This is a genomic window from Pseudoalteromonas lipolytica (assembly GCF_001306915.1).
Classification (GTDB): Bacteria; Pseudomonadota; Gammaproteobacteria; order Enterobacterales; family Alteromonadaceae; genus Pseudoalteromonas; species Pseudoalteromonas simplex.
In genome coordinates, this window is sequence record NZ_LJTC01000003.1 from 155913 (window position 1) to 179836 (window position 23924).

Annotated in this window: 22 protein-coding genes; 17 read left to right on the plus strand and 5 right to left on the minus strand. The window is 40.4% G+C overall.

Going from position 1 to position 23924, the window contains the following annotated elements:
- The first annotated feature begins 64 nt into the window (after positions 1–64).
- The 10 genes from AOG27_RS05975 (at position 65) to AOG27_RS06020 (ending at position 10110) form a co-directional block, all read left to right on the plus strand.
- The gene (locus AOG27_RS05975) at positions 65–442 is read left to right on the plus strand and encodes a hypothetical protein (protein WP_054552100.1); all 378 of its coding nucleotides are present in this window, start codon (positions 65–67) and stop codon (positions 440–442) included.
- A gap of 57 nt (positions 443–499) precedes the next feature.
- A complete protein-coding gene (locus AOG27_RS05980) occupies positions 500–1627 on the plus strand; it encodes an efflux RND transporter periplasmic adaptor subunit (protein WP_082389208.1) in 1128 nt (375 codons plus the stop codon).
- 9 nt (positions 1628–1636) lie between these two features.
- A complete protein-coding gene (locus AOG27_RS05985) occupies positions 1637–4747 on the plus strand; it encodes an efflux RND transporter permease subunit (RefSeq protein WP_054552101.1) in 3111 nt (1036 codons plus the stop codon).
- 167 nt (positions 4748–4914) lie between these two features.
- On the plus strand, positions 4915–5400 hold the full coding sequence (locus AOG27_RS05990) for a GNAT family N-acetyltransferase (protein WP_054552102.1): 486 nt from the start codon (positions 4915–4917) through the stop codon (positions 5398–5400).
- A gap of 122 nt (positions 5401–5522) precedes the next feature.
- Positions 5523–6029 (plus strand): hypothetical protein, encoded by a 507-nt coding sequence (locus tag AOG27_RS05995; protein WP_054552103.1) that lies wholly within the window; start codon positions 5523–5525, stop codon positions 6027–6029.
- Between the two features lie 15 nt (positions 6030–6044).
- The gene (locus tag AOG27_RS06000; RefSeq protein ID WP_054552104.1) at positions 6045–6656 is read left to right on the plus strand and encodes a superoxide dismutase; all 612 of its coding nucleotides are present in this window, start codon (positions 6045–6047) and stop codon (positions 6654–6656) included.
- A gap of 87 nt (positions 6657–6743) precedes the next feature.
- Positions 6744–8093 carry a DNA-3-methyladenine glycosylase 2 family protein gene (locus tag AOG27_RS06005; RefSeq protein ID WP_054552105.1) on the plus strand — a complete coding sequence of 450 codons (1350 nt, stop codon included), beginning with the start codon at positions 6744–6746 and terminating at the stop codon, positions 8091–8093.
- A gap of 2 nt (positions 8094–8095) precedes the next feature.
- On the plus strand, positions 8096–8563 hold the full coding sequence (locus tag AOG27_RS06010) for a methylated-DNA--[protein]-cysteine S-methyltransferase (protein WP_054552235.1): 468 nt from the start codon (positions 8096–8098) through the stop codon (positions 8561–8563).
- 159 nt (positions 8564–8722) lie between these two features.
- On the plus strand, positions 8723–9460 hold the full coding sequence (locus tag AOG27_RS06015; protein WP_054552106.1) for a hypothetical protein: 738 nt from the start codon (positions 8723–8725) through the stop codon (positions 9458–9460).
- Between the two features lie 65 nt (positions 9461–9525).
- A complete protein-coding gene (locus AOG27_RS06020) occupies positions 9526–10110 on the plus strand; it encodes a thymidine kinase (RefSeq protein ID WP_054552107.1) in 585 nt (194 codons plus the stop codon).
- On the opposite strand, the gene ltaE is transcribed toward AOG27_RS06020, so the two are convergent.
- Entirely contained in the window at positions 10093–11100 is a 1008-nt protein-coding gene (gene ltaE / locus AOG27_RS06025) for a low-specificity L-threonine aldolase (RefSeq protein WP_054552108.1), read from the minus strand. The two genes, AOG27_RS06020 and ltaE, sit on opposite strands and share 18 nt — an antisense overlap.
- A gap of 10 nt (positions 11101–11110) precedes the next feature.
- A complete protein-coding gene (rlmF, locus tag AOG27_RS06030; protein WP_054552109.1) occupies positions 11111–12016 on the minus strand; it encodes a 23S rRNA (adenine(1618)-N(6))-methyltransferase RlmF in 906 nt (301 codons plus the stop codon).
- A 229-nt stretch (positions 12017–12245) separates the two neighbouring features.
- Between rlmF and AOG27_RS06035 the strand changes: the two genes are divergently transcribed.
- From AOG27_RS06035 to AOG27_RS06060, 7 genes are all read left to right on the plus strand, one after another.
- Positions 12246–13445 (plus strand): DUF642 domain-containing protein, encoded by a 1200-nt coding sequence (locus AOG27_RS06035; protein ID WP_054552110.1) that lies wholly within the window; start codon positions 12246–12248, stop codon positions 13443–13445.
- Positions 13446–13721: 276 nt separating this feature from the next.
- Positions 13722–14180, plus strand: coding sequence for a hypothetical protein (locus tag AOG27_RS06040; protein WP_054552111.1), 459 nt, complete (start codon positions 13722–13724; stop codon positions 14178–14180).
- 64 nt (positions 14181–14244) lie between these two features.
- On the plus strand, positions 14245–14412 hold the full coding sequence (locus AOG27_RS21570; RefSeq protein ID WP_165385119.1) for a hypothetical protein: 168 nt from the start codon (positions 14245–14247) through the stop codon (positions 14410–14412).
- A gap of 116 nt (positions 14413–14528) precedes the next feature.
- Positions 14529–14993, plus strand: coding sequence for a hypothetical protein (locus tag AOG27_RS06045; RefSeq protein WP_054552112.1), 465 nt, complete (start codon positions 14529–14531; stop codon positions 14991–14993).
- 269 nt (positions 14994–15262) lie between these two features.
- Complete coding sequence (locus tag AOG27_RS06050; RefSeq protein WP_054552113.1) at positions 15263–16117, plus strand: DUF6236 family protein; 855 nt, start codon at positions 15263–15265, stop codon at positions 16115–16117.
- Positions 16118–16240: 123 nt separating this feature from the next.
- A complete protein-coding gene (locus AOG27_RS06055) occupies positions 16241–16714 on the plus strand; it encodes a hypothetical protein (protein ID WP_054552114.1) in 474 nt (157 codons plus the stop codon).
- 1717 nt (positions 16715–18431) lie between these two features.
- The gene (locus AOG27_RS06060; protein WP_054552115.1) at positions 18432–19334 is read left to right on the plus strand and encodes an alpha/beta fold hydrolase; all 903 of its coding nucleotides are present in this window, start codon (positions 18432–18434) and stop codon (positions 19332–19334) included.
- On the opposite strand, the gene AOG27_RS06065 is transcribed toward AOG27_RS06060, so the two are convergent.
- The 3 genes from AOG27_RS06065 to AOG27_RS21180 all read right to left on the minus strand — a co-directional run bounded on the left by AOG27_RS06065 (position 19267) and on the right by AOG27_RS21180 (position 23923).
- Positions 19267–20751, minus strand: coding sequence for a tetratricopeptide repeat-containing sulfotransferase family protein (locus AOG27_RS06065; protein WP_054552116.1), 1485 nt, complete (start codon positions 20749–20751; stop codon positions 19267–19269). The two genes, AOG27_RS06060 and AOG27_RS06065, sit on opposite strands and share 68 nt — an antisense overlap.
- Before the next feature lie 136 nt (positions 20752–20887).
- A complete protein-coding gene (locus AOG27_RS06070) occupies positions 20888–23473 on the minus strand; it encodes a TonB-dependent receptor plug domain-containing protein (RefSeq protein ID WP_054552117.1) in 2586 nt (861 codons plus the stop codon).
- A 297-nt stretch (positions 23474–23770) separates the two neighbouring features.
- The gene (locus AOG27_RS21180) at positions 23771–23923 is read right to left on the minus strand and encodes an oxidoreductase-like domain-containing protein (RefSeq protein WP_082389209.1); all 153 of its coding nucleotides are present in this window, start codon (positions 23921–23923) and stop codon (positions 23771–23773) included.
- Position 23924: the final 1 nt, after the last annotated feature.

A 23924-nucleotide genomic window follows, 5' to 3' on the forward strand; every position in this document is an offset into this window, starting at 1 on the left:
TGCCGGTGGATTTGTTAATTTAGCGCCGTTGTACCAATTTTTAGTTCTAATTTTTAGGCTCAATGTGAAAGCTGCATTTATTATTTTGATTAGCGTATTATTGCTCCAGCCACTGCTGGATAGCTTTGATGTGGCCGATCATAATGCTGCGTTTAATCACACCTCGGTACTGTTATCAGAAGAAATTGACCTTGAAGCCCATTGCGCAGCCAATGGCGATCACCAGTTACATCAATCAGAGCATGCCGAGCTTAGCAAACAGTTGTCTGACTCAGCCGAGAAAGGCCATTGTCATGTTTGTCACAGCCCTGCGTTTGTTGATTCGCTGCAATTGTCTGAACCTACTGATGTTTATTTCGCTAAAATTGAATCACTTGATTTCAACTTCAAATCGGCTGACTTAGCACCGCTACATCGCCCACCTATTTTAGCTCTTACTTAATCAAAAACCCTTTTTTAGATTTTTTGGGCTTAGCCCATTTTAAGTAAGAGACACTCTATGTATTTAAGAAATTTTATGCGTTATGCATTGCTGTGCGTATGCTATATGACTGTGACAAATATTTATGCGACAGAACAAGCGCATAACCACCAAGAAAATGAGCAAGCTGAGCATGCTAATGAAGTCATTTTAACTGAGCAGCAACAGCAACTCGCTAATATTAAGGTTGAGCGCCTTGTACTGAAAAAACACAAGCAAACCTTGTATGCACCGGGCGAAATTAAAGCCAATGGCTACGCCAGTTATGTGGTGTCACCACGTGTTGATTCTATCGTTGTAAAACGCCATGCCTTATTAGGGCAGCATGTAAATAAAGGAGACTCTTTAGTCACTTTATTTAGTGGCGAAGTGGCTAGCCAGCAAACAGAATTTAGATTAGCAGAAGCCGAGTGGCAACGCGTTACTAAAATGACCGCAGGCACAGTCAGCGAAAAACAAATCTTAACTGCCAAAGCCGAGTATGAAGTGGCTTATAGCCGATTAGTTGCCTTTGGTTTATCAAAACAAGCTATTGTACAAACACTCACCATAAGCCCAGAAAAACTCGGTGAATACACCTTGTTTGCACAAACATCTGGGGCTGTTTTAACCGATAACTTTGCCCAAGGTCAGCGAGTAGATTCGGGGATTGAGCTAATGCTAATAGCCGATGAATCTGCGCTTTGGGTTGCTGCTCAGCTTTCAGCTAATCAAGACCGTACTATCAGTAATGGCTCTACGGCGCTGTTAGAAGTTAACGGCAATCGCTATCAAGCAAGGGTTATTCAAGAAGCACATACCATTGATGAACAAACACGTTCACGAACTGTTAGGCTCGAGGTAAAAAACACCCAGCATAGTTTGCACCCAGGCATGTTTGCGGATGTGTATTTTCATTTTGAAACAGACCAAGAGGTACTTGCCGTACCTGAAAACGCATTAACACGGAGTGCAGATGGTGACTGGCAGTTATTTGTCGTTGATGACGATGGTGGCTTTGCTGCCCATGAAGTAACCCTTGGCAGACGTTTTGGTGATTATCGCGAAGTGTTAGGTATCAAAGCCGGGCTTGAAGTTGTCACCCAAGGTGCTTTTTTTATTGCATCACAGCTAGCTAAAGGCGGATTTGATCCGCATAACCACTAGAGGTGATATATGTTTAATTTATTAATAGAGGCGGTGATAAAGAACCGTTTACTGGTTGTATTGGCCTTGCTTGCAGCGATTGCAGTGAGTGCATTTATGATCCCAAAACTTAATTTAGACGCCTTTCCTGATGTGACGAATGTGCAAGTTGCAGTGAATACCGAAGCGCCAGGGCTTGCGGCTGAAGAAGTTGAGCAGCTGATCACATACCCGATAGAAGCGGTTATGTATGCGCTGCCCGATGTAGAGCAGGTACGCTCTATTTCTAAAACAGGGTTATCGGGCGTCACTGTGGTGTTTAAAGAAGGTGTCGATATTTACTTTGCTAGGCAACTGGTTTTTGAACGTTTGCAGTCTGCTAAAGAGTTGATCCCAGCTGGTGTGGGTATGCCAACCATGGGCCCTAATACATCAGGACTTGGACAAGTCTATCAGTATTTACTTGAAGCAAAGCCAGATGCCAACATAGATAGCATGGCATTGCGTAGTTTAAATGATTGGGTGGTTAAATTACTTATATTACCTATTGATGGTGTGACCGATATTCTGTCATTTGGCGGTGAGGTAAAGCAGTATCAAGTGAACATAAACCCCAATAAGCTCCTTGCTTATGACTTAACACAGCAAGATGTTAGTAACGCACTAGATGCTAACAACAGTAATGTGGGTGGCTGGTATATGAACCGTGGTCAAGAGCAGCTTGTTATTCGTGGTACAGGTTGGTTTACCCCAGGCGAAAAAGGGCTTGCTGAGATTGCACAAACACCTATCAAAACCATTGATGGGACGGTTGTTCAAGTGGCTGATGTTGCGAATGTTGAGCTTGGTAGTGAAATTCGCCAAGGCGCTGTCACCTTATCTAAACGCAATGAACAAGGCGAAATAGTCAATCGTGGTGAAGTGGTGACTGGTATAGTGCTCAAGCGAATGGGCGCTAATACCAAGCAAACGATTGATGGCATTAACGCGCGTGTCGAGATGATAAATCAAGCACTGCCAAAAGGGGTTGAATTTAAAGCCATTTACGACCAAGCAGAGCTTATAAGCCAAGCGGTACAAACGGTTATTGACGCACTGCTTTTAGCTTTTGTATTTATTATCATTGTATTAGCGCTATTTTTGTTGGATTTAAGGGCAACATTTTTGGTGTTGTTGTCGATCCCTATCTCGATAGGCTTAGCACTGAGTGTAATGGCATGGCTTGGCTTGTCGGCAAACTTAATGTCGTTAGGTGGGATTGCTGTTGCAATCGGTATGCTGGTAGATGGCTCTGTTGTGATGGTTGAGAATGTATTTAGGCACTTAGGGCTTAAACATAATCAACATAAGCCTTCTTCGCAGCTGGTGGCTATTGCTGCAAAAGAAGTCGCACGGCCTATCTTTTTTGCCTCTTTGATCATACTAACGGTATTTTTACCGCTGTTTAGCTTTGAAGGCGTTGAGGCGAAGTTATTTCAGCCAATGGCTGTAAGTATTATGCTTGCGATTATTAGTGCTGTGTTCGTTGCCTTGGTTGTGGTGCCAGCTCTGTGTGTGTACTTATTTGCTAAGGGCGTGACAGTAAAGAAAAGTATTCTGTTAAAACCTATCGATATGCTTTATCAACGGGCTTTACAAAAAGCATTGCAGGCTAAACGCAGCGTTTTAGCGATAGCAGGGTTATTACTAATTGTAGCGGCCGTTATGCTACCAAGGCTGGGTACTGAATTTGTGCCAGAGCTTGAAGAAGGCACTATTAACCTACGTGTGACACTTGCTCCATCAGCAAGTCTCGATACGGCAATCTCAGTGGCGCCTAAGCTTGAAGCCATGTTGCTTGAATTTAGTGAGGTGGAATATGCGCTGAGCCGAATCGGTCGGGCTGAAGTGGGGGGAGATCCTGAACCGGTTAATAACATTGAAATCTATTTAGGCTTAAAACCTCATGAGCAATGGGTAAACGCGAAAACGCGGGTCGAATTACAGCAACTAATGGAAGCCAAGCTTGAGCAGTTCCCAGGGCTTTTGTTTAACTTTTCGCAGCCCATAGCAACCCGAGTCGATGAGCTTTTATCCGGTGTTAAAGCGCAATTGGCCATTAAATTATTCGGCAGTGACCTAGGCGTTTTAACTGAAAAAGGCCAACAAATTGAGCAGCTAGTTCAGCAAATATCTGGTGCAAAAGATGTTGCTATGGAGCAAATAGGCGGTGAAGCGCAGCTGATAGTTAAACCTAACCGTTTGGCATTGTCGCGCTTTGGTTTATCGGTGTCTGATTTGATGGATGTAGTTCAGCACGGTATTGGCGGGCAATCTGCAGGGCAAATCATTAATGCCAATGAGCGCTATGATATTTATGTGCGTATAGCAAAAAGCTTTCGGCAAAACCCAAATGTGATCGCTGATCTTCGACTGCGAACCCCTGCGGGTGCCATTGTTAGGGTGGGGGATGTAGCCGATGTACAAATAGAGTCTGGCGCTCCACAAGTTCGTCGCGATGATGTTCAAAGGCGGGTGGTTATTCAAGCGAATGTGCAGGGGCGAGATATGGGCTCTGTAGTTGCCGATATACGCGCTGCCATAGCCGATAAAATACAGCTACCAAGTGGTTACAGTGTAGCCATTGGTGGGCAGTTCGAAAACCAGCAAAGGGCACAGCAGCGGCTGATGATAGTAGTGCCAGTAGCCTTATTACTCATTGCGTTATTGCTGTATTTTGCCTTTAGTAACCTATCGCAAGTGGTACTTATTCTTGTCAATGTTCCTTTGGCTGTGATTGGGGGAGTGATTGCATTGTATGTCTCTGGGCAATACTTGTCTGTACCCAGCTCAGTAGGGTTTATTACACTATTTGGTGTTGCGGTATTGAATGGTGTGGTGATGGTCGAAAGCATTAATCAAAGGATTAGTGCGGGAGATAGCAAAGACAAAGCAGTATTTGAAGGCGCTGTTTCAAGGCTTAGACCCGTACTCATGACTGCGCTTACTTCAATGCTTGGGCTAATTCCAATGCTACTTAGCACTGGCATAGGGGCTGAAATACAAAAGCCCCTTGCCACGGTTATTGTTGGCGGCTTGGTTAGTGCTACCTTTTTAACTTTATTTGTACTTCCGGTACTTTATAAGTCGATGAGTAAATAAAATAAGTCGATGAGTAAATAAAATAAGTCGATGAGTAAATAAAGCATATGGGGCTAACTTTTAGTAGCCCCTTTTTAATGCCGTGTATTTCTGTAAAGGGCGTTTACACCATGCTAAAGCCCTTATAAACTGGGCGTTACAATAATGATGTAAAAAAGGAATACAGAGTGAGTAACGCAATTACAATTCGTCCGGCAGTCGCAAGTGATGCTGCAACAATCCTACATTTTATTACCGAACTTGCTATTTACGAAAAAGAACCTGACGCAGTTAAAACAGACGAGCAAGCTATTTTAAAAACGTTATTCAGTGAAGGTGCTACAGCTCACAGTGTTATTTGTTTAGAGGGCGACACACCAATTGGTTTTGCAGTTTATTTTTATAATTACTCTACATGGCTTGGCAAAAATGGTTTGTATTTAGAAGATCTTTACGTCAGTGCAGATAGCCGTGGTAAAGGTGCTGGTAAGCAAATTATGCAATATCTAGCTAAGCAAGCACTCGAAAAAGACTGCGGTCGTTTTGAGTGGGTGGTACTTGATTGGAATAAACCAGCCATTGATTTTTACGACAGCATTGGTGCTAAACCGCAAAACGAATGGATTATTTACCGCCTAACAGGCCAAGAGCTTATCGACTTTGCGCATCAATAACTAATGTTGTTATAGCTTAAAATTAACAAATAACAATATAAATAAAAATCATTTGCATTTGATCTTTTCTGTGTGTAGTTTAAATACACATAGAATGATTGGTATAAGTGCAGGTGATTTTTATGACTCAAACAACAGGCCACACACCGTTAACTTCGAACGCCATTGATGATGCGCTGGCCCCTTGGCAAAGTGCAATTTATCAAGGCAACTTAGCATTTGAATCTGGTGAGCTCATTACTGCGCGTGATCATTACACGGTTGCCAGCAGCTGCGCTGAAACACTACTCGCACAGTTTTCTAATATCCCAATCAACCAGTCGGTAACACGCTCGTTAGAGCATTGTATTGCAGCATTTGTTGTTGCCACTTTGAATCTTGCCGACACCTTTAAGGTAATGCAAAAACCAGATAAAGCCTGCACCTGGCTTTGTCATGCTCATCAGCGATTAAGCGCGCTGTTAAATCACCCAGAGCAGCAGGTCCGCATCTTGGTGCTGCACCATCATCACAAAACCTATTATGAACTGGTTAAGTTTGCCAGCATGGCATCGGCATTTCCGACACTCATTAACCGAATCAACCAGCTATTAGCTGACCATCCCCATAAAACGCAGTTATTACATTAACGATAAGGAATCAGTATGCCTTTTACATTACCCGATTTAGCTTATGACTATGATGCACTTGAACCGCACATTGATGCGAAAACCATGGAAATACATCACACCTTGCATCATCAAACCTATATCAATAAAGCGAATGCTGCACTCGAGGGCAGCCATTACTCTGAACAAGATGCTGAAACATTACTACGCACTATTTCATCAATGCCTGAGTCTTTACAAAAAGCAGTACAAGAGCATGTGGGTGGTCACCATAATCATTCATTATTTTGGCAAATAATGACACCAAACGGCGGTGGTGAGCCAAGTGCAGAGTTAAACACCGCCATTGTTGATACATTTGGCAGCTTTGACGCATTTAAAGAGCAATTTACGAATGCAGCGGTAAGTCGCTTTGGCAGTGGCTGGGCGTGGTTATGTGTTGATGAAAATAACCAATTGATTGTTGAAAGTAGCCTCAATCAAGATAGTCCACTTATGCAAAATCACATACCTATTTTAGGGCTAGATGTGTGGGAGCATGCATATTACTTGAAGTATCAAAATCGTCGCCCTGAATATATTGCGGCATTTTACGAAGTGATCAATTGGCCGGAAGTTGAGCGCCGATATTTAGCTGCAATTAAATAGCTGTTTAATTAGTTAAGGTCCGAAACTGGCTAGTCAAAAAATAATATTCAGTTAAGCTAACGGTATTAGCGTGTAACGAGAAAAATTATGACTAGCCAACAATGGCAAACTGCGAGGCAAAGCCGCGACCCACGCTTTGATGGGGTGTTTTTTGTGGCGGTAAAAAGTACTGGCATTTATTGCAGACCCATTTGCCCCGCACCAACAGCACAAGAAAAGAACGTTGAATACTACCAATACGCGCACTTGGCTGCGCAGGATGGTTTTCGACCCTGTATTCGCTGTCGCCCAGATAGCGCACCGAATAGCCCTGCTTGGTTAGGTACTAAAACCACCGCATTACGCGCCAAACAACTGATTGATAAAGGCGAGGCCTACGATTGTGAGGTTTTAGCCGACAGACTCGGCGTGTCGAGCCGCTATTTACGCCGTTTGTTTAACCAACACTTTGGACTCTCGATCACCCAATATCGATTATTTAACCAATGTAATTTTGCTAAACAGTTATTACAAGAAACAGATTTGTCGGTGGCAGATATCGCATTTGCTTCTGGCTTTAATAGTATTCGTCGTTTTAATGATGCTTTTTTAAAGCAGTTAAATATTGCCCCTTCAAAGTTACGTAAGACAGATAAAAAACCAGCCTCAACATTAACTCTAACACTGGCATTTAGGCCGCCTTATAACTGGCAAGCACTCCATGATTTTTTGCAGCGCAGATTAATCAGTGGTTTAGAATGGTTGAGCGCAACAAGCTATGGACGCACTTTTAAAGACAAATATTGCCAAGGGCAATTCACAGCGCATTTTGTTGAGCATAAAAATCATTTTAAAGTGGTTATTGATATCGATAACACCCGCTATTTACAGCAAGTGATCCATAACATTCGTCGTGTGCTTGATTTAGACGCCGACACGCACACTATTGAACAGCATTTAGATGCAGAGCTTAAAGGCGCAATGCCGCTTTGTGTTGGGCTTCGTTTGCCGGGAATTTGGTCAGACTATGAAGCGGGCATACGTGCGGTTCTTGGTCAGCAAGTGAGTGTTACTGCGGCTCACAATCTCGTAACTCAGCTTGTGAATGAATTTAATCAGCAAAGTACTAACCACTATTTTCCAAGCCCTGATTGGGTTGCCAATTCTGAACTCGATTTTTTTAAAATGCCACAATCACGCAAAGATGCGCTAAGGCGTTTAAGTGCTTATTGTCAGCAAAACCCAGATAATCAAGAGCTTGATAATTGGCTTGAGCTCAAAGGTATTGGCCCGTGGACAGTTAATTACGCCAAACTACGCGGTCAAAGCCACCCCGATATTCTATTGGCGGGCGACTTAGGGGTTAAAAAAGCCCTCGCTGGAATAAGCGAATTTAATAGCGAGCACTGCGCGCCATTTCGCTCTTATTTAACTTTTCAACTATGGCAACAATTATGAGTATGCAACAAGTTATAATGCCAAGCCCGATTGGCGATATTACCATTCAAAGTACATCAAAAGGCGTCAGTTACGTTGGCTTTTATCCGGTGGTTGCAATGCAAACAGAGGTTGTTGATGAGCACACCCTTACACCCATTTTAATTTGTATAAGTGAGCTTAATGAATACTTTAACGGTGAGCGTACACGTTTTACAGTACCCCTTGATACCCAAGGTACCCACTTTCAAAGGCAAGTGTGGCGTGCGCTGATGGATGTTGAGTTTGGTCAAAGCAAAAGCTACCAAGATATTGCACTTGCGATTAATAACCCAAAAGCGGTGCGTGCAGTGGGGGCTGCAAATGGTAAAAACCCGATTAGCATTATTGTACCGTGCCATCGGATTATTGGCGCAAACGGTAAACTCACAGGCTATGCGGGTGGCCTTGAAAGAAAAGAGTGGTTACTGAAACACGAAGGAATTTTGTAAAAAGTTAAATTGCCATCTACACTATTTAAAGCTTAACTAAATTAGTAACTTATTATGACAGTGATGTTGTTTTTTACTAGAGTATTTTTGTGTACAGGGTTGTTTTTTACTTTTACTTGTTATGCGAAAGAGGCGTCTCCCTTACTAATTAAAATTTGTGTGGCGGATCATAATAAAGCGCCGATGTTTATCGATGCTAAAAACGAAATCCCCATTATTAATAGCCAAGCACAAATTAATACTCTAAAGGAATTAGATCTCGCAATAGATGAAGTTCAATTTCAATACCAACAAATGCCTTGGCAAGAATGTATATCATCAATAAAGCACGGCACTGTTGATGCATTTATTTCTGGTTTTAACGCGCTTAAAAGTGACTATGCTGTTTTCCCTGTTAATAAACAGGGCAAACCTCTCGATAAATATTCATTCGCATCTTTGAGCCAATGTTTAATCGGTAAACGACGTTTTCATTCAAAGTGGAATTCACGTGAGGTATTTCAATCAAAAGCATTCTCGTTAGCTGTTGCTAATGGCCATTTTGTTGGTGATGCCGCAAGTGAAGATGCGTTTTTTATTGAGCACACATTTACGCTACAAACTGCGATTGAACGAGTTGCTCAGGGAAATGCTGATGCAGCACTTGTGATTTGTGAGATTTCTAAGAATAAAGTCGACCTTAGTCAGTACTACCAATTTAAACTTGCTCCACTGTTCCCACCGATCAATACCTCAATAGCATATTTGGCTTTTTCAAATGAGTTTTTCTATAAGCATAAACTAGATGCAAACCTAGTTTGGGAGCAGCTCGCTAGTAAAAAATTGGCAGGGGTTTATGCAAGAATGTTGCAAAATATGAGCTCAGAACAAAACACTCATTATGGGACAAAAGAATAAGGTAAAGGATGATGTTGTCGTTCGATTAGGGTAGCATATTGCGACTTTAAAATTTGGGCAACATCATGGCACAGCTGTACTTTTATTATTCTGCAATGAATGCAGGCAAATCTACCACACTTTTACAATCTGCATTTAACTACCGCGAACGTGGTATGGAACCGGTTATTTTAACAGCGGCTATTGATGATAGAGCAGGTGTTGGTAAGGTGTCTTCACGTATTGGCTTACAGGCTGATGCGCATATTTTTGATGCAGAGAAAGATGTATTTGAGCTAATCAAATCTTTAAATGCAGAGCAAAAGCGCCATTGTATTTTAGTTGATGAATGCCAGTTCTTATCAAAAGACCAAGTAATGCAATTAACGGATGTGGTTGATGAGCTTGGTATTCCAGTGCTGTGTTATGGCTTACGTAACGATTTTAGAGGTGAGTTATTTAGTGGCTCACAATACTTACTTGCATGGGCTGACAAACTAATTGAGTTGAAAACAGTATGTCATTGTGGTCGTAAAGCTAATCATGTACTGCGTACCGATGAGCATGGCAATGCGATTGCAGACGGTAATCAGGTAGAAATTGGCGGCAACGACCGATATGTATCAGTGTGCCGCAAACATTATAAAGAAGCGTTAAATCTCGGCCGCTAAAGCCGAAATAAAACTATCAATATCTTGCTTAGTGACGCCTAAATGGGTCACTAATCGCAGTGGTTTTCCTGGCGAAAATAACATATTTTGTTCTTTTAGCGCATGTGCCACTGCTTTTAAGTCGATATGTTCGGCAACGTTTGCGTAAACAATGTTGGTATCGATTTGAAAAGGTGATGTATCAAAACCAGCTAACGTGTTTAATTGATCTGCTAAATACGCCGCGTTATCGTGATCTTCAGCAAGTCTTGTTACGTGATGCTCAAGTGCATACTGACCAGCGGCTGCCAGCATACCCGCTTGGCGCATACCACCACCAAGTACTTTACGCCAGCGGCGCGCTTTATCGATCAGTACTTTGCTACCTAGTAATAGGGAGCCAACCGGCGCACCGAGTCCTTTTGATAAGCAAATAGATACAGAATCAAAATACTGGGTGATCTCAGTAATATCAACACCTAACTTAACCGCCGCGTTATACACGCGGGCACCGTCTAAGTGCAGAGCAAGGTTATCTTTATCAACACACTCTCTGGCTTGTTTAAGATAACTTAGCGGGAGAACTTTGCCACCAATGGTGTTTTCTAAGCTAAGTAGTTTGGTTTTAGCAAAGTGAAAGTCATCAGCTTTAATTGCAGCCACAACTTTGTTTAAATCTATGCTGCCATCGGCATTATTTTCAATTGGTTGCGGCTGAATAGAACCTAATACAGCGGCACCGCCACCCTCAAATTTGTAGTTATGCGCTTGTTGACCACAAATGTATTCGTCGCCACGTTCACAATGTGCCATCAATGCTAGTAAGTTTGCTTGCGTGCCTGAGCTACAATAAAGGGCGCTTTCGAAGCCATGACGCTCAACAGCAAATTGTTCAAGCTGATTAACGCTTGGGTCGTCACCATAAACGTCGTCGCCTACTGGGGCGTCATTCATGACCGCGCGCATGGCTGCTGTTGGTTTTGTAACTGTGTCTGAACGAAAGTCGATCATCTTATTATCCTTATACTAGTTCGTTAAGAATGGCTTCGCGGTCGGCTTGGTCAAAATAGCTCCAAGCAATAAAACGACTATTTTTTTGGCCTTGTGCCATTTTTATAACTTTTACTTCTTTCACATCAAGTGTGCTAAGTAGCTTTTTTATATGCGGTAAAGTGTCAGACTTTGAAACAAGCGATGTAAACCAAATACATTGCTCTGCAAACTCTTGGCTCTCAATGCACATTTTACTGATAAATTCTCGTTCACCGCCTTCACACCAAAGCTCATTTTGGCGGCCACCAAAATTAAGCGCTTTTTGTGGTGTTTTGTTTAAGTTTTTCCATTTACGTTCAGTACCTGCATTTGCCTGTTGCTCGCTGGCATGAAACGGTGGGTTGCATAAAGTTAGGTGAAAGACATCTTTATTCGATATTACGCCCGTAAACATTTTATTGGCGTTACTTTGCTGCTTAACATTAATTTTCAGGCGGTTAAATTGCACAATTTGCTTAGCAATTTTAACAGACAATACATCAATATCTGAGCCTGTGAAGTGCCAGCCATATTCGTGGTTACCCGTAAGCGGGTAAATCACATTTGCACCCGTGCCTACATCAAGCACTTTTACTTGCTTACCCGTAGGAATATGACCTTGGTTATCGCTTGCTAATAAATCGGCCAAATGATGAATGTAATCCACTCTGCCAGGAACTGGCGGGCAAAGGTAGTTGTCGGGTAAATCCCAAAAATCGATTTTATAATGGCTTTTTAATAACGCTTGGTTGAGGGTTTTAACCGCTAACGCATTGGTGAAATCAATGGTATCAGTGCCCGCTGGCGTTTGTGTTATATAAGGTGTTAGGGCAGGAGTATCTTTGCATAGCAAAGTAAAGTCGTAGCCATTTAAGTGGCGATTTCGCGGATGCATTAAGGAAAACCTATCTGTTAGCCATATCAAAGGCTGATTGTACCAAATAAATTTTAAATTTTGGCATCATTTGTGCTTTCTCTTATGTACAGTCCATTTCAAAGCGCTCAATTGCAGAGAGAAGTTAGTTTTTTATCAATTAACTTTTTCTACTCATAAGTAGTTTAATGATTGAGGTGGTTTGTTTTTTCACAATGCAGTGAATACAACTAATCTGGGGAATTATTATATGAAGTTATCTATTTTAGCAATGTCTTCGCTTTTTGCTTCGCAAATTGCAATTGCAGACAATTTAATTGCAAACGGCTCATTTGAACTGGATGTCGTAAATTCAACATGGACATTGTTAGATGAAGTTAACGGATGGCAAAGTGAAGGTGCAAGATTTGAAATTCAAACATCGCGTCTAGGTCTTATTACTGCTCAGCAAGGTAATCAATATGTCGAGCTAGACTCTACTTCTAATTACAGCATCTTTCAAACAGTCGCAACTGAGGCTGGAAAAACTTATGAAGTTTCATTTTACTACTCGCCTCGTATTAACGGTAACAATGATACAAATAAAGTTGATGTGAAGTGGAATGGAACAACAGTACTAAACGTAAATGCGACGCAAAGAGGCTGGCAATCATTTACATTATCTGTAGAAGCAGATTCAAACTCTTCAGAAATTCGTTTTAGCGGCGCAGGTGCGAGTGATAGTCTAGGCGGTTTTATTGATAACGTTGTTGTCACTCAAAAGCAGGCTTGTCATTCTGGTATATTTGGTATTAACAATTTTGGTTCTTCTGAAACGGGTTATGTTTATAAATTTGACCTAGAGACAAATACTTACAGTGTTGTCGCAGGAGCGCAAAATACGGCCTCAAACATTGCAAGTTATGATGGCAAACTTTATTTCATGGAACAACTTGATTCGGGCACGAAAGCGTCAAAACTTTGGTCGTTAGATTTAGAAACGGGCGCTCAAGTTGCGGAGGCTGATGCTACATCTTGGCCAATTTATCGTTCAGCAGTCACGGCAGACGGACAATCTTTACGTGCGACAAGTAAAACCTATATGTATGACTACAACTTGCAAACTGGAGAAAAAACAGTACTAGGCAAGATGCGCTATTCAGGAGATTCTTTCTCACATGGTGATGTAGCATATTCTGCTGATAATAATGTACTTTACGTATTAACAGGTCAATCACTCTATACCATTGATGATGGTTCGATGGAGTTAACCTTAATTGGTGAACACGGCATTAATTGGGCTTCAGGATTAGCGATTGCTGATGATGGAACATTGTATGTTTCAGGAAGAAAAGCAGGCGAAAATGCTAAGATTTACAGTGTTAATCCTCAAACGGCTGACTCTAGTTACGTTATGGATGCACCAGAGCACATTAATGATTTAACTTTCGTAGATAACTACTGCGAATAGGCGGTGTTTATAAAAATAGCCAGTGGTTCTGGCTATTTTTATTTAGTCTATTAAACATGGTAAGCAAAATTATTTGTTAACTGATAGGTTGCTTTGCTTAAAGTATGGGCTACTTGAGGTTAAGAGCGAAAGAACGGGTATATTGGCCATGATACAAGCAACTAAAATTAGTGTTTAAAAATTTCTACTCAAATTGGGTCACATTGGGTACTACCATAAGACATTTAAAGCTGATAAATTCTAAGGTATTCAATTAAGGAAAGAATAATAAAAATCATGGTTAAAAAGATACTTAAAGGAATTGGTATAACATTTTTAGTGTTAATTAGCTTATTTGTACTCTTAGCAATTTGGACTGCGAATAAATCCTCTGCTTACAAAGAAACTGCTATTCCTTACCTAAATTCAGCAATTACAGATATCTCTCAATGGGACCCTCAAATTCTCAAAAACTATATGACCCCATCATCAATTGAAAATGCCACAGATGAAGATATTTCTAAAATCATGCGTGCATTCTCAAAGTTGGGCGAATTAAAAGAACTAGGTGAATTTGAATTTATAAATGTTAGCTCTAAAGCTGTTACCGGAGGTGGTTCTGGTACTTATGTTACTTATTTAATTCCCGTTTCATACACGAATGGAGACGCACAAATAACCGTCACGTTAAAAGAAGAAGGTGAGTCATTCTCTATTTATAACTTCAATTTAAATTCGATGGCGCTTATTGATTAAGTTTTATCAAAAATAGCAAGCGCAACTGTTTGTATTTAAATAGTTTATTTTCAAAGGAATGTTTATGTCTAAAATTAAAAAAATAGTGATAGCTGTAGTAATTGTGCTAAGCCTTGGCGCAATTGCTAAACAATACAATGAGCACAATCACACAGAGATGGCAATTAAAGAGTGTGGCAATAAAGACAACATCGCTAAAGTCGACTCTAAAGGTTTTGAGTGTAAAGACTAATAGAGATTAGTAAACATATACTTCACCTGAAATTATCATACTTGGTTTAAACAGCAACCTAACCACTCAACAGTAAAATAATCATGCAGGGCTTTTAATAACATAAAGGGAAAGAATTGAAAAAAGAACAAAGCAAGGAAAGTGGTATCTTATATGCTGTATTTACAACCGTTTTATTGTACTTCCTTTTTAAAATTACGTTAATTTTTTCTATGCAGTTAAATTGGCATTCAACCTGTCTAAGCTCACTTTGGGATAATGCCAACTCTGTAGTGACACCTTTTTTAGGGTTTTCCATTGTTGCTGTACTAAGTTGTATCTGGTTTTTTTATTGCGCCATAAAATACAAACAAAAAGCAGGTAAAGCGGTATATCTTTTATTAGGCGTAGGAGCTGTGTTCTATTATTTTTGGTTTAGAGGCTTTTACGGTTTTTGGCAGTTATTGAACTACGAGCAAAAAGAAATCACAGTACAAGAGTTTTATGAAAAAACAGGTGGTACAGATAGACTCACTTCGTTGTTTGGTAACCGCCTCAGGCATCATGAATTGTGTAAGTCACTACATGACAAGATTAATTAAAATACAGATGAGACGTTTTGTGAGGTACCAATATCGGTTGCTGTAAAAATACACAGCATAGTTATTTCGCTCCCATATTCAAGAAAATTAGCGACGAGCGCATTTTCTTTTTCTGAATACCTTTAGGATTAATTAAAAATACGATTTGGCAATGCTTTTCGTTATTTGTTACTAATAGATTGATTAATACCTGAGCGTGACATTGGCAGAAAGATTCGTGACGCGCGCACTATTAAATTGTTATGGGCACTGAGCAAGGAGTGTGCAAGATGGAAAGAGGTGTAATAGCGTCTCCAGGCATCATAAATAGGTTACCCAAAGGTTTTCAAATGGAGCGTAGTCTTTCGATTGATGAACTACGTTATTATATTCTTTATTGGGATAAAGTTGTCATTCCCGGAAATAATCTTGTTTATATTGGTTTGCCTGAAGAAGAACAATTAATTAAATCAGGTGCTGTTGAGCGACCTAGTGTTGGGTTTACAGGTCGATTTGAGGGCGACCAAGTTACAAACGCCATTTTGTCTTGCCAGAGTGTTGTAGCACAAGAATTAGTCAAAGATAAAACTACAGACTGGGTTATTCACCAGCTAGGGGGAGAATGCCAATTCCCTTATGGATTCAATCAAAGAAGAAATATTATTCGTGTGGATCTTGCTTCCTCATTACCTGTCCCAACTGGTGATGTAGATATATATGAACTTTTAGAGTTTAAAGAAAAGCGTAAAGATGAGCTTTATTTTCTTCATGCACACTTAGATGATTTATATGAGCAAGTTTTAAGTTCGGCTGATCAAGATTTAGCATCCAAAAGAGCAATTTCAGATTTAGCGAAATCAATAGCTGATTTGGATTATGTAACCAATGAGCACTTTGATAAAACTGGAAAGTTTGATTTATCAGCAGAACTGAATTTAAGTGGTAAAGATATTTCTGTTGGTGCAGCATCTGGAGCATTAATAGATTTCTTTGCAACAGGTATGACATTACCAATTGCGACTATAGCAGGTGCTTTAATTTCAACAATTAAAGTGCAATCTAAGGCCACAAATACTTTTCAACCTGCAAGTAAAAATTCAAAACTTGCTTTTTTAGCAAATGCGAAAAGAGAAGTGTTGGTGTAATGTGCACATAACATGTGCCTAAACCAAGGGACGCAAAAGAGCAGGCTTGCGCTCCTTCATCGCTAATTTTACCCTGCAATTTTACGCCGCTAAGGGGGCGTTGGTATTTTCTGGAGTGTGGTGATGTTAAATCAAATTGAACAATGGATTGATCAAAAAAATATTGAATTCAAAGAGCAAAGGGTTTGTTGCTCTCAATTTTTTGACGATTTTGAAGGTTTTTACTCTTTGTCATTTTTAAAGCAAGCGTACTTTGTAGTCGTAGATAAGATTCCAAAACCAAATTTTCCCAAATTACGACAAATGGGGTTGGGAGATTTTATAGATATGGAAGTCGATGGCATCACATATAAAGACACTTATTATGTCCTTCCACACATAGCTTCAAATTTACGTATACATTTTCATGAACTAGTTCATGTAGCGCAATGGAACTATTTAGGAGCTGTTCCTTTTATGGAACGTTACATTAGTGAAATCCAAACATTAGGTTACGAGGGCGCACCCTTAGAAAAAATGGCATACGCCTTCGAACATCACTTCAGCAATGGTGGCGAGAAGATCGATGTACCTAGCTATGTAGCAGAAAAAATATAACAAGCCATTGCAGTGCGGGATTTTTAACAGTTTGCTTTCCATACAGCGTTCGTTATTTTAGCCAACTATTAATAGTCCCTGAATGGTTCGTTAGGCTGAATCGTTCTCGCCAAAGTAGGATATAATTTGAATATTTAAGATGAAATGAATATTTACTATGAGACTTTGAACGAAAGACCTGATATTGATTGGTTTCTTCAAGGTCACGTGGTGATTGAGTACATGCTTTGAAAGCGTCTAGAAGTATCAAACCCAAGTCTTGGCTATGAATTACGGAAAAGTAGTTTTCATCGCATACTTAATGCAGCATATATCAATGGGATTATTCATTTAAAATCAAAAGAGGTTATTGAACAAATCAATAAAATTAGAAATAAATATGCACACGAGCTTACTTTTAGACCCACGCTAGCAGACTGGTTTCATTTATGGGAATCAGCGCAAGCAGCATTTTCTGATATGACGGATGGTATTGAGCAAGGATTAGAGGAGCTGCGCAGTATAAATAAGCTGGAAGATGCAGATAAATTCCATCTTAATGAGCTTTTTGTTCAAATTTGCCACGATATATAATTTAGCCTAACAAGGCCGTTAATAAAGGACCAAAAGCTTGGCTTAGCTCATTCTTTGCACTTAATGAGAGCGAATAATCAAACACATAACAAAGATATGCACCGGAACTGCTGTCCTTCGTAGCAATTTATACGCAACGCTGCCGCTTCGTTAATATAAATTACAGCTTCAGTCCGCTGTTCAGTGATAACAGTGTTACCAAGGCCTTTCTTTTATACAGAGCCGACCTTCGGTTCTAAGTCATAAATGTACAGCGATGGGTTATAAATATAACAGCCCTAAAAACTAGTTAGCATAAATGCTCTAAAGATCTATTCTTCAGAGGTAGCTAAACAATGAGGTTCCTTCTTGAGCGTTTTGTTACGGAACGACCTTTATCAATACCTTTGTGCGCACAAGTTGCCTCTCTACATTCTTGGTAATAGACCAAAGGATATTTGCTTGATGTTCTTAACGGAAAATAATTCGTAATGATTTGTATATTCGGATGAGATAATAAGTTCGAATTAAAGAAGGCTTCGGTATGTGTATTTTAAATCCAGAAACTTTCTCATTCTGTATGCTTTGAATATATAGGCCTAAAGTACATTTTGATTTTTCGGTTCAATGCTCCATTGTTCCATAATATTGATGAAGGTCTTAAAGCCTACTAGAGAAAGTTTTCCGTAAGAAATAATAGTTCCTGGTTAGTAAAGGAAATACCAAGCCTTGATAGCTTAAAGATATTAATAAACCTAAATTATGCCTAATAAAGTAAGCAATAACTCATATATTGCCTACTTTATTATGCATCATGGTTGCTAGAACTTATAACTGAAGCCTACGGAAAATGTTTGTTGGTTAGGCATGCCCTCGGGTTTTGTTTCGGTGTTCCCTACATAAAATTTTGTCCCTTTATCTATAAAGACTTCAGCACCATTTCATAGCTTTTCGTTAGTGATCATTTAGCCAAAGGCTCGTGCAAGTCGAACTTCTAACTTCAATGAATAATGGCTCTGCATTGGTGTTACTATTTAATCAAAATCTAATCGTGCCTGAGATTCTCATTTTGAGTGGCAATCGCCAAAATCACTCTTGCTTTGCTGTATAGACTGGCGTAACTTGATACTGGTACGATGAGTCTATAAGAATAAAAAGGTCAAACGTGACGATTAAACAAGAATCGGTGTTTATTAAACTCGCCGAAAGCCAAACTTTACATTTACGCCGTATCAGTAAGACTGATGTGAAAGGCCCTGCGGTGTTTTTTATGCATGGTGCCGTTGAAAATGGCAAAATCTTTTACACCCACAGCAATAAAGGTTTAGCACCATTTTTAGCTGAGCATGGCTATGTTTGCTATGTGGCTGATTTGCGTGGTCGTGGTGAGAGTAAACCTGCGATTTCAAAGCATGCAAAGTATGGTCAAACCGAGGCTATTTTAGAAGATATCCCCGCATTTCTAGATAAAATTAAACAGCTTGAAGGCGAGCCCGCTCGTTATTGGGTGGCGCACTCATGGGGTGGGGTGTTAATGAACAGTGTGTTTGCCCGTTTTCCTGAGTTGATTGATGATGTGAAAGCCTGCGGCTATTTTGGTTCTAAACGGTCTTTGTATAACCATCACCCAAGCAAGTATATTCAAGGTAATTTAATTTGGTATGGGTTGGCGCCCTTAGTTGCCCGTAAGCATGGCTTTGTGCCGGCTAAAAAGCTGAAATGGGGCAGTGATGATGAAACCCGTAAGTCACATTATCAAAGTATGCAGTGGGCTAAGCGTAAACCTTGGGTCGATACTGACGATGGCTTTGATTACGCCAACGCATTAGCTGATAAGGCACTGCCGCCCATTATGCATGTGGCGGGTGTTAAAGATAAAGCCCTATGCCAGCCGATTGATATTGAAAAATTTATGGAAGAGTCAGGCATCGGCAAGCAAACGATGACCATTTATGGCCGTAAGTTTGGCCATAAGGTCGATTATGATCACATTAATATGCTCACTCACCCACAGGCGCGTTTTGATCAGTTTGTTGACTTGTTGAACTGGTTTGAGACTCACGCATAAGCGTGTGCATTGCGCTCTCGTAGCGTTTGTATTTCTCTAATGCTTTATCAGTTAACGGCTGTCTTACAGCCGTTTTGCTGAGTGTTGCCACCGGTTTTTTTGACTTATAAAAATCTAAAAACTGTGTGTTGTACTCGATGTTTAAGAACTTACACAGGGCTGTTAGTGTTTGTTCGCTGTCACTGATAAGTGCTTCATAGCTTAAATCAAAAACCGCTTCTGGCATCACGTTTTGCCAATGCTCCATTAACTGCTGATACAAATCAAAGTACTGTTTAAACTCTGGGAGTGAACAAAAATAAGGTTCGTTTTCAGCAAAATAGTTGCTAAACACCGACCACGCAATTGCATCATATTCGCGCTGCATATTAATAAACTTGGCGTTAGGAAAGAGTAAGTAAATCAATCCAAGTGACTGATAGTTAGCAGGTAGCTTGTTGATCATAAAAGGGCGCACAACTGGCGCTTGTTTTATTCGTTCAATATAAATATTGCGGGCATTGTTAATTAGCCCTTGGTTTAGCTCTGCTAGGCAATCTGGGTAGAGGAGTTGCGTTTGTTGTTCAAGGTATGCAACAACCTGATTACTGATACTGGCATCTTCGCCAAGGCTGGCAAAGTCATTGTGGCTTGCCAGCATTTGCTCTACCAGCGTTGAGCCACTTCTTGGCATGCCAATTATAAAAATGGGGGTAATTGTGCCTGTAAATGTTTTGTCTCTGGCATCAATTAGCTCAGCTGTATTTTGCTCTATGATGCGCTGATAAAAAGGCACTAAGTCACGGGTTTTAAACTGCGTGAGTTTTGTTTGTAGCTTATTAGCTAGGCTGAAGTAGTTAAAAGCTTGTTCTGTATCATTTAACTGATCATAGCTTTTACCAAGGGCATAATAACACACCATTTTTAAACGCAGATTATTGGTTAAAGTTAAAAACTGGTGTAGCTCATTTATGTAATTTTGTTCGTTGTTAAAGCGCCCAAACTGTATTAGTTCAAATAAAATGTACGCCGTCACTGGGTAATTTCCCATACCGAGTGCATGCTTTAAAATACTGTACGCTTTGTCTAACTCACCATAAGTTAAATAATGCTGGGCAAGGTAGTAATGTGGCTCAGGGTTATGGCTGGCAATTGATTTAGCATATTCGAGTACAGTTAAGGCATCTTGCGGTGAATGCACGCCATTAAAAGCATCGGCAAGGGCATGGAGTGGTTCAAGCATGTGCGGTAGTCGTTCACAGGCTCTTTGTAAAAGGTAAACAGCGGCATCATAACGTTCTAAACGCAGTGCAATGCGGCTCAATCCAAATAACGCTTCGCCATTTTCAGGATCTGAATCGAGAAGGGTTTTAAAATGAAATTCGGCCTCTTTAAGCTTGTTTTCATTCAGTAGTTGATTCGCTTTTTCTAACAGCATAGGAATGGAGGGTTATTTGTTATTTTTATTTACTATAAAACGAAAAAGGCGAAATGTCTTTCGCCTTGGTTAACTATAAATATCCAGAAAAAATCCGGGGTATCGACTTTCTAGGTTGATTGCTCAACCTAGAAATTTAGAAAGTATAGGTAGCTTTCACGTAATAGAAGCCGCCGTTGATACCATATGGCGACGTTTCGTAGTATTTACCACCCCAGTTATTGTTAGGGATGCCAGTACTATCGAAGAAATCAAGTTTCTCTGCTTCTTGGTCGAATAAGTTTGTCGCACCAACAGAGAAGCTAAGCTCTTCAGTTAGGAAATAAGTCACTTCTGCATCAATCGTTACTGCAGCATCAGCTGTTTTCGCTGTTGCATCGTAATCTACGTGAACACCTTGGTATTCGCCATAGTAGTTAACACGTGTAAATGCAGAGAAGCTCTCCCATTGTTGTGCCCAGCTAAGTGTTGCACGGTGGTTTGGTAAGTCATTTTCTAAACGGCTTACTTTAAATTCACCAGTAATGTCTGTTGACTTAGTTACTTCAGTGTCGTTCCAGTTGTACGCTAAGCTGAATGTTGAGCTACCGCCTAACAAATCAGTTGAGTAGTTAGCTACTGCATCAATACCTTGCGTTGTTGTATCAAAGTCATTGGTGAAGAAGCTTACTTGCGCTAAGTTTTGTACGTTTGGCACGCCTGCTGCTTCAAGTGTGTCTTTATCTGCTTGACTTAATTCAATTTTATCTGATTGACTGATACGGTCATCTACTTGGATGTTGTAGTAGTCAATAGTGAAGAATAAGTCGCCAAGTGTCCATACTGCACCAAACGTGTAGCTTTGAGACTCTTCAGGTTGTAGCTCTGTACCACCTAATTGCACTGCAATTGGGTTTGTTGGTGGTAAAAGTGCCGAGTCAACAAGTACACCGCTGCTTAGGTTAGTTTGAACGTTACTTACGTTTGCTTGACCAACTGTTGGTGCACGAAAACCAGTACTGATTGAACCACGAATGTTCAAGTCTTCAGTTACGTGGTATTGACCCGTTAACTTGTAGTTAGTTGTTGAACCAAATGAATCATAATCTTCATAACGTAGTGCTAAGCCCATTAAGAAGTCTTCTGTGAATGGTGCTTCAACATCAACGTATGCAGCATAGTTACGACGTGTATACTCGCCCGCATCAGATGGTTTGAAACCAGGGAAACCATTTGAACCGATACCAAAACCTTGTTCTGTTAGTGGGCCAGCTGTGAAAGACGCTTCGTCACCAGAAACAACTGTGAATGTTTCTTCGTGCCATTCTAGACCACCGGCAACGTTTACATCGTAAGCTAAACCAAAGTCAAACCCTTTTGATAAATCAGCATTAAAGTTTTTCTCTAACTGTGAGTATTTACCTGGGCTGAAATCGCGCGGGCTTTCTGGGCCTAATGACGCATTGATTGTGTCATAGATGAAGTAGCGTGATTCGTTGTAACCAACTGTACCGCTTAAGTCATAGTATGCACCTTCAAGGAAACCAGATGTGATTTCACCTTTAGTACCAATTGTTAATGCAGTATCAGTGATGTTACCACCGAAGTTAGGTGTAAAACCGCCCGGAAGCATTTCGTTAAACGCAAAACAGTCTGGGTTGTTAGCAACTTCATCGATGTATCTTTGGTTATCTAAAACGTTATCATCAATCATGATATCGGTAGGACAGTTACCGCTCATATCGCCAGTTAAATCACCAACAAGCAGTGTTTCACCGCCGTCATTTGAGTAAACACCTGGGCGAGTGTGTGGGTTACGATAGTAGAAACCACCACGTACATCACGCTCAGAGTAGTTACCAAACATGTAGAATTCAGATGAATTACTTAACTCAAGACCGATGTTACCAAAGATAGTAATATCATCATCAACTTCTGGTGCACCCCAAACTTGTGCTAACGAAGATACTTCAGGCACACCTGCGGCATCTAGTGCGGCTGCATCAGGGCGTTGTACTGAGCGGCTAGTCGCATCAGCTGTTTTATATTGGAAGCTTAAGTTAGCAAAACCACTATCGGTAAATGGTAGACCCACGTTACCAGAAATTTGCGTTGTATCTCCATCGCCTTCGTAGTATTCACCTTGACGTATTTCGAATGAGCCGCCTTCAGAGGCATCTTTTAATACAAAGTTCATTACACCTGCGATTGCATCAGAACCATACTGTGCAGCAGCACCATCACGAAGTACTTCTACTTGCTTTAAGGCAATACTTGGAATAACAGAGATATCGGCACCTTGAGCACCATCATTAATACCACCGCCTAAGAAAGCGATAACAGATGCACGGTGACGGCGTTTACCATTAACAAGTACTAAAGTACTGTCAGAAGGAAGGCCACGTAAGTTAGCTGGGCGAACAAGTGACGCAGCATCACTAATTGGGTTTTGGTGAACGTTAAAAGAAGGAACGGAGCCTTTTAAAAGCTCAAGCATATCAGTGTTACCACCTTTATCTAGCTCTTCACCACCAATGATATCAATGGGTACTGGTGAATCACCGATTGAACGTGGTGCTGAACGAGTACCCACCACGGCAATTTTCTCTACATTTTTGTTAACTTTCGTCTCTTCAGCTGCTTGCTCTGCAGCAACAACCGAACCCGACACAAACAGGCCTGCTGTTGTTGTCGCTAAAGCAAATTTAATTGCTTGTTGTAGCGCATTATTTTTGAATTTCATTCCGACTTCCCCAGTTAGAATAGTTATGATTATGTCACCAAATAAAGTATTAGAACTTGGTGTAAATCTCTTATACATCCTGTAAATAATTTTTGCAAATTGTTAATTTTATGTTGTTTTGTGGGTGTTTCTTTGTTTTTTGTCGTTCTTTTGTGGATTATCTTATTGAAAGTAAAGAGGATAATTTATTCTCGATATTGGATTTTAGCGTAAGAAAATATATAAATTATGCAAAAATAATTAGATGGAAGGCTTTTTTGGATGGTTTTTGAACGGTTTTTGATTTGGAACGGTCTATTAAGCTTGTTGCAAATTATTGCTTAACCGCCATTGTTGCAGTTTTTCTCGGTATTCATCCCATACACATGGGCAACAGCTACCACCTCCACAACACTCATCTGAAGCTGGTTTTTTGGGTTTTGGCTCAGCTTGTTGTTTAGGTTGGTTCATT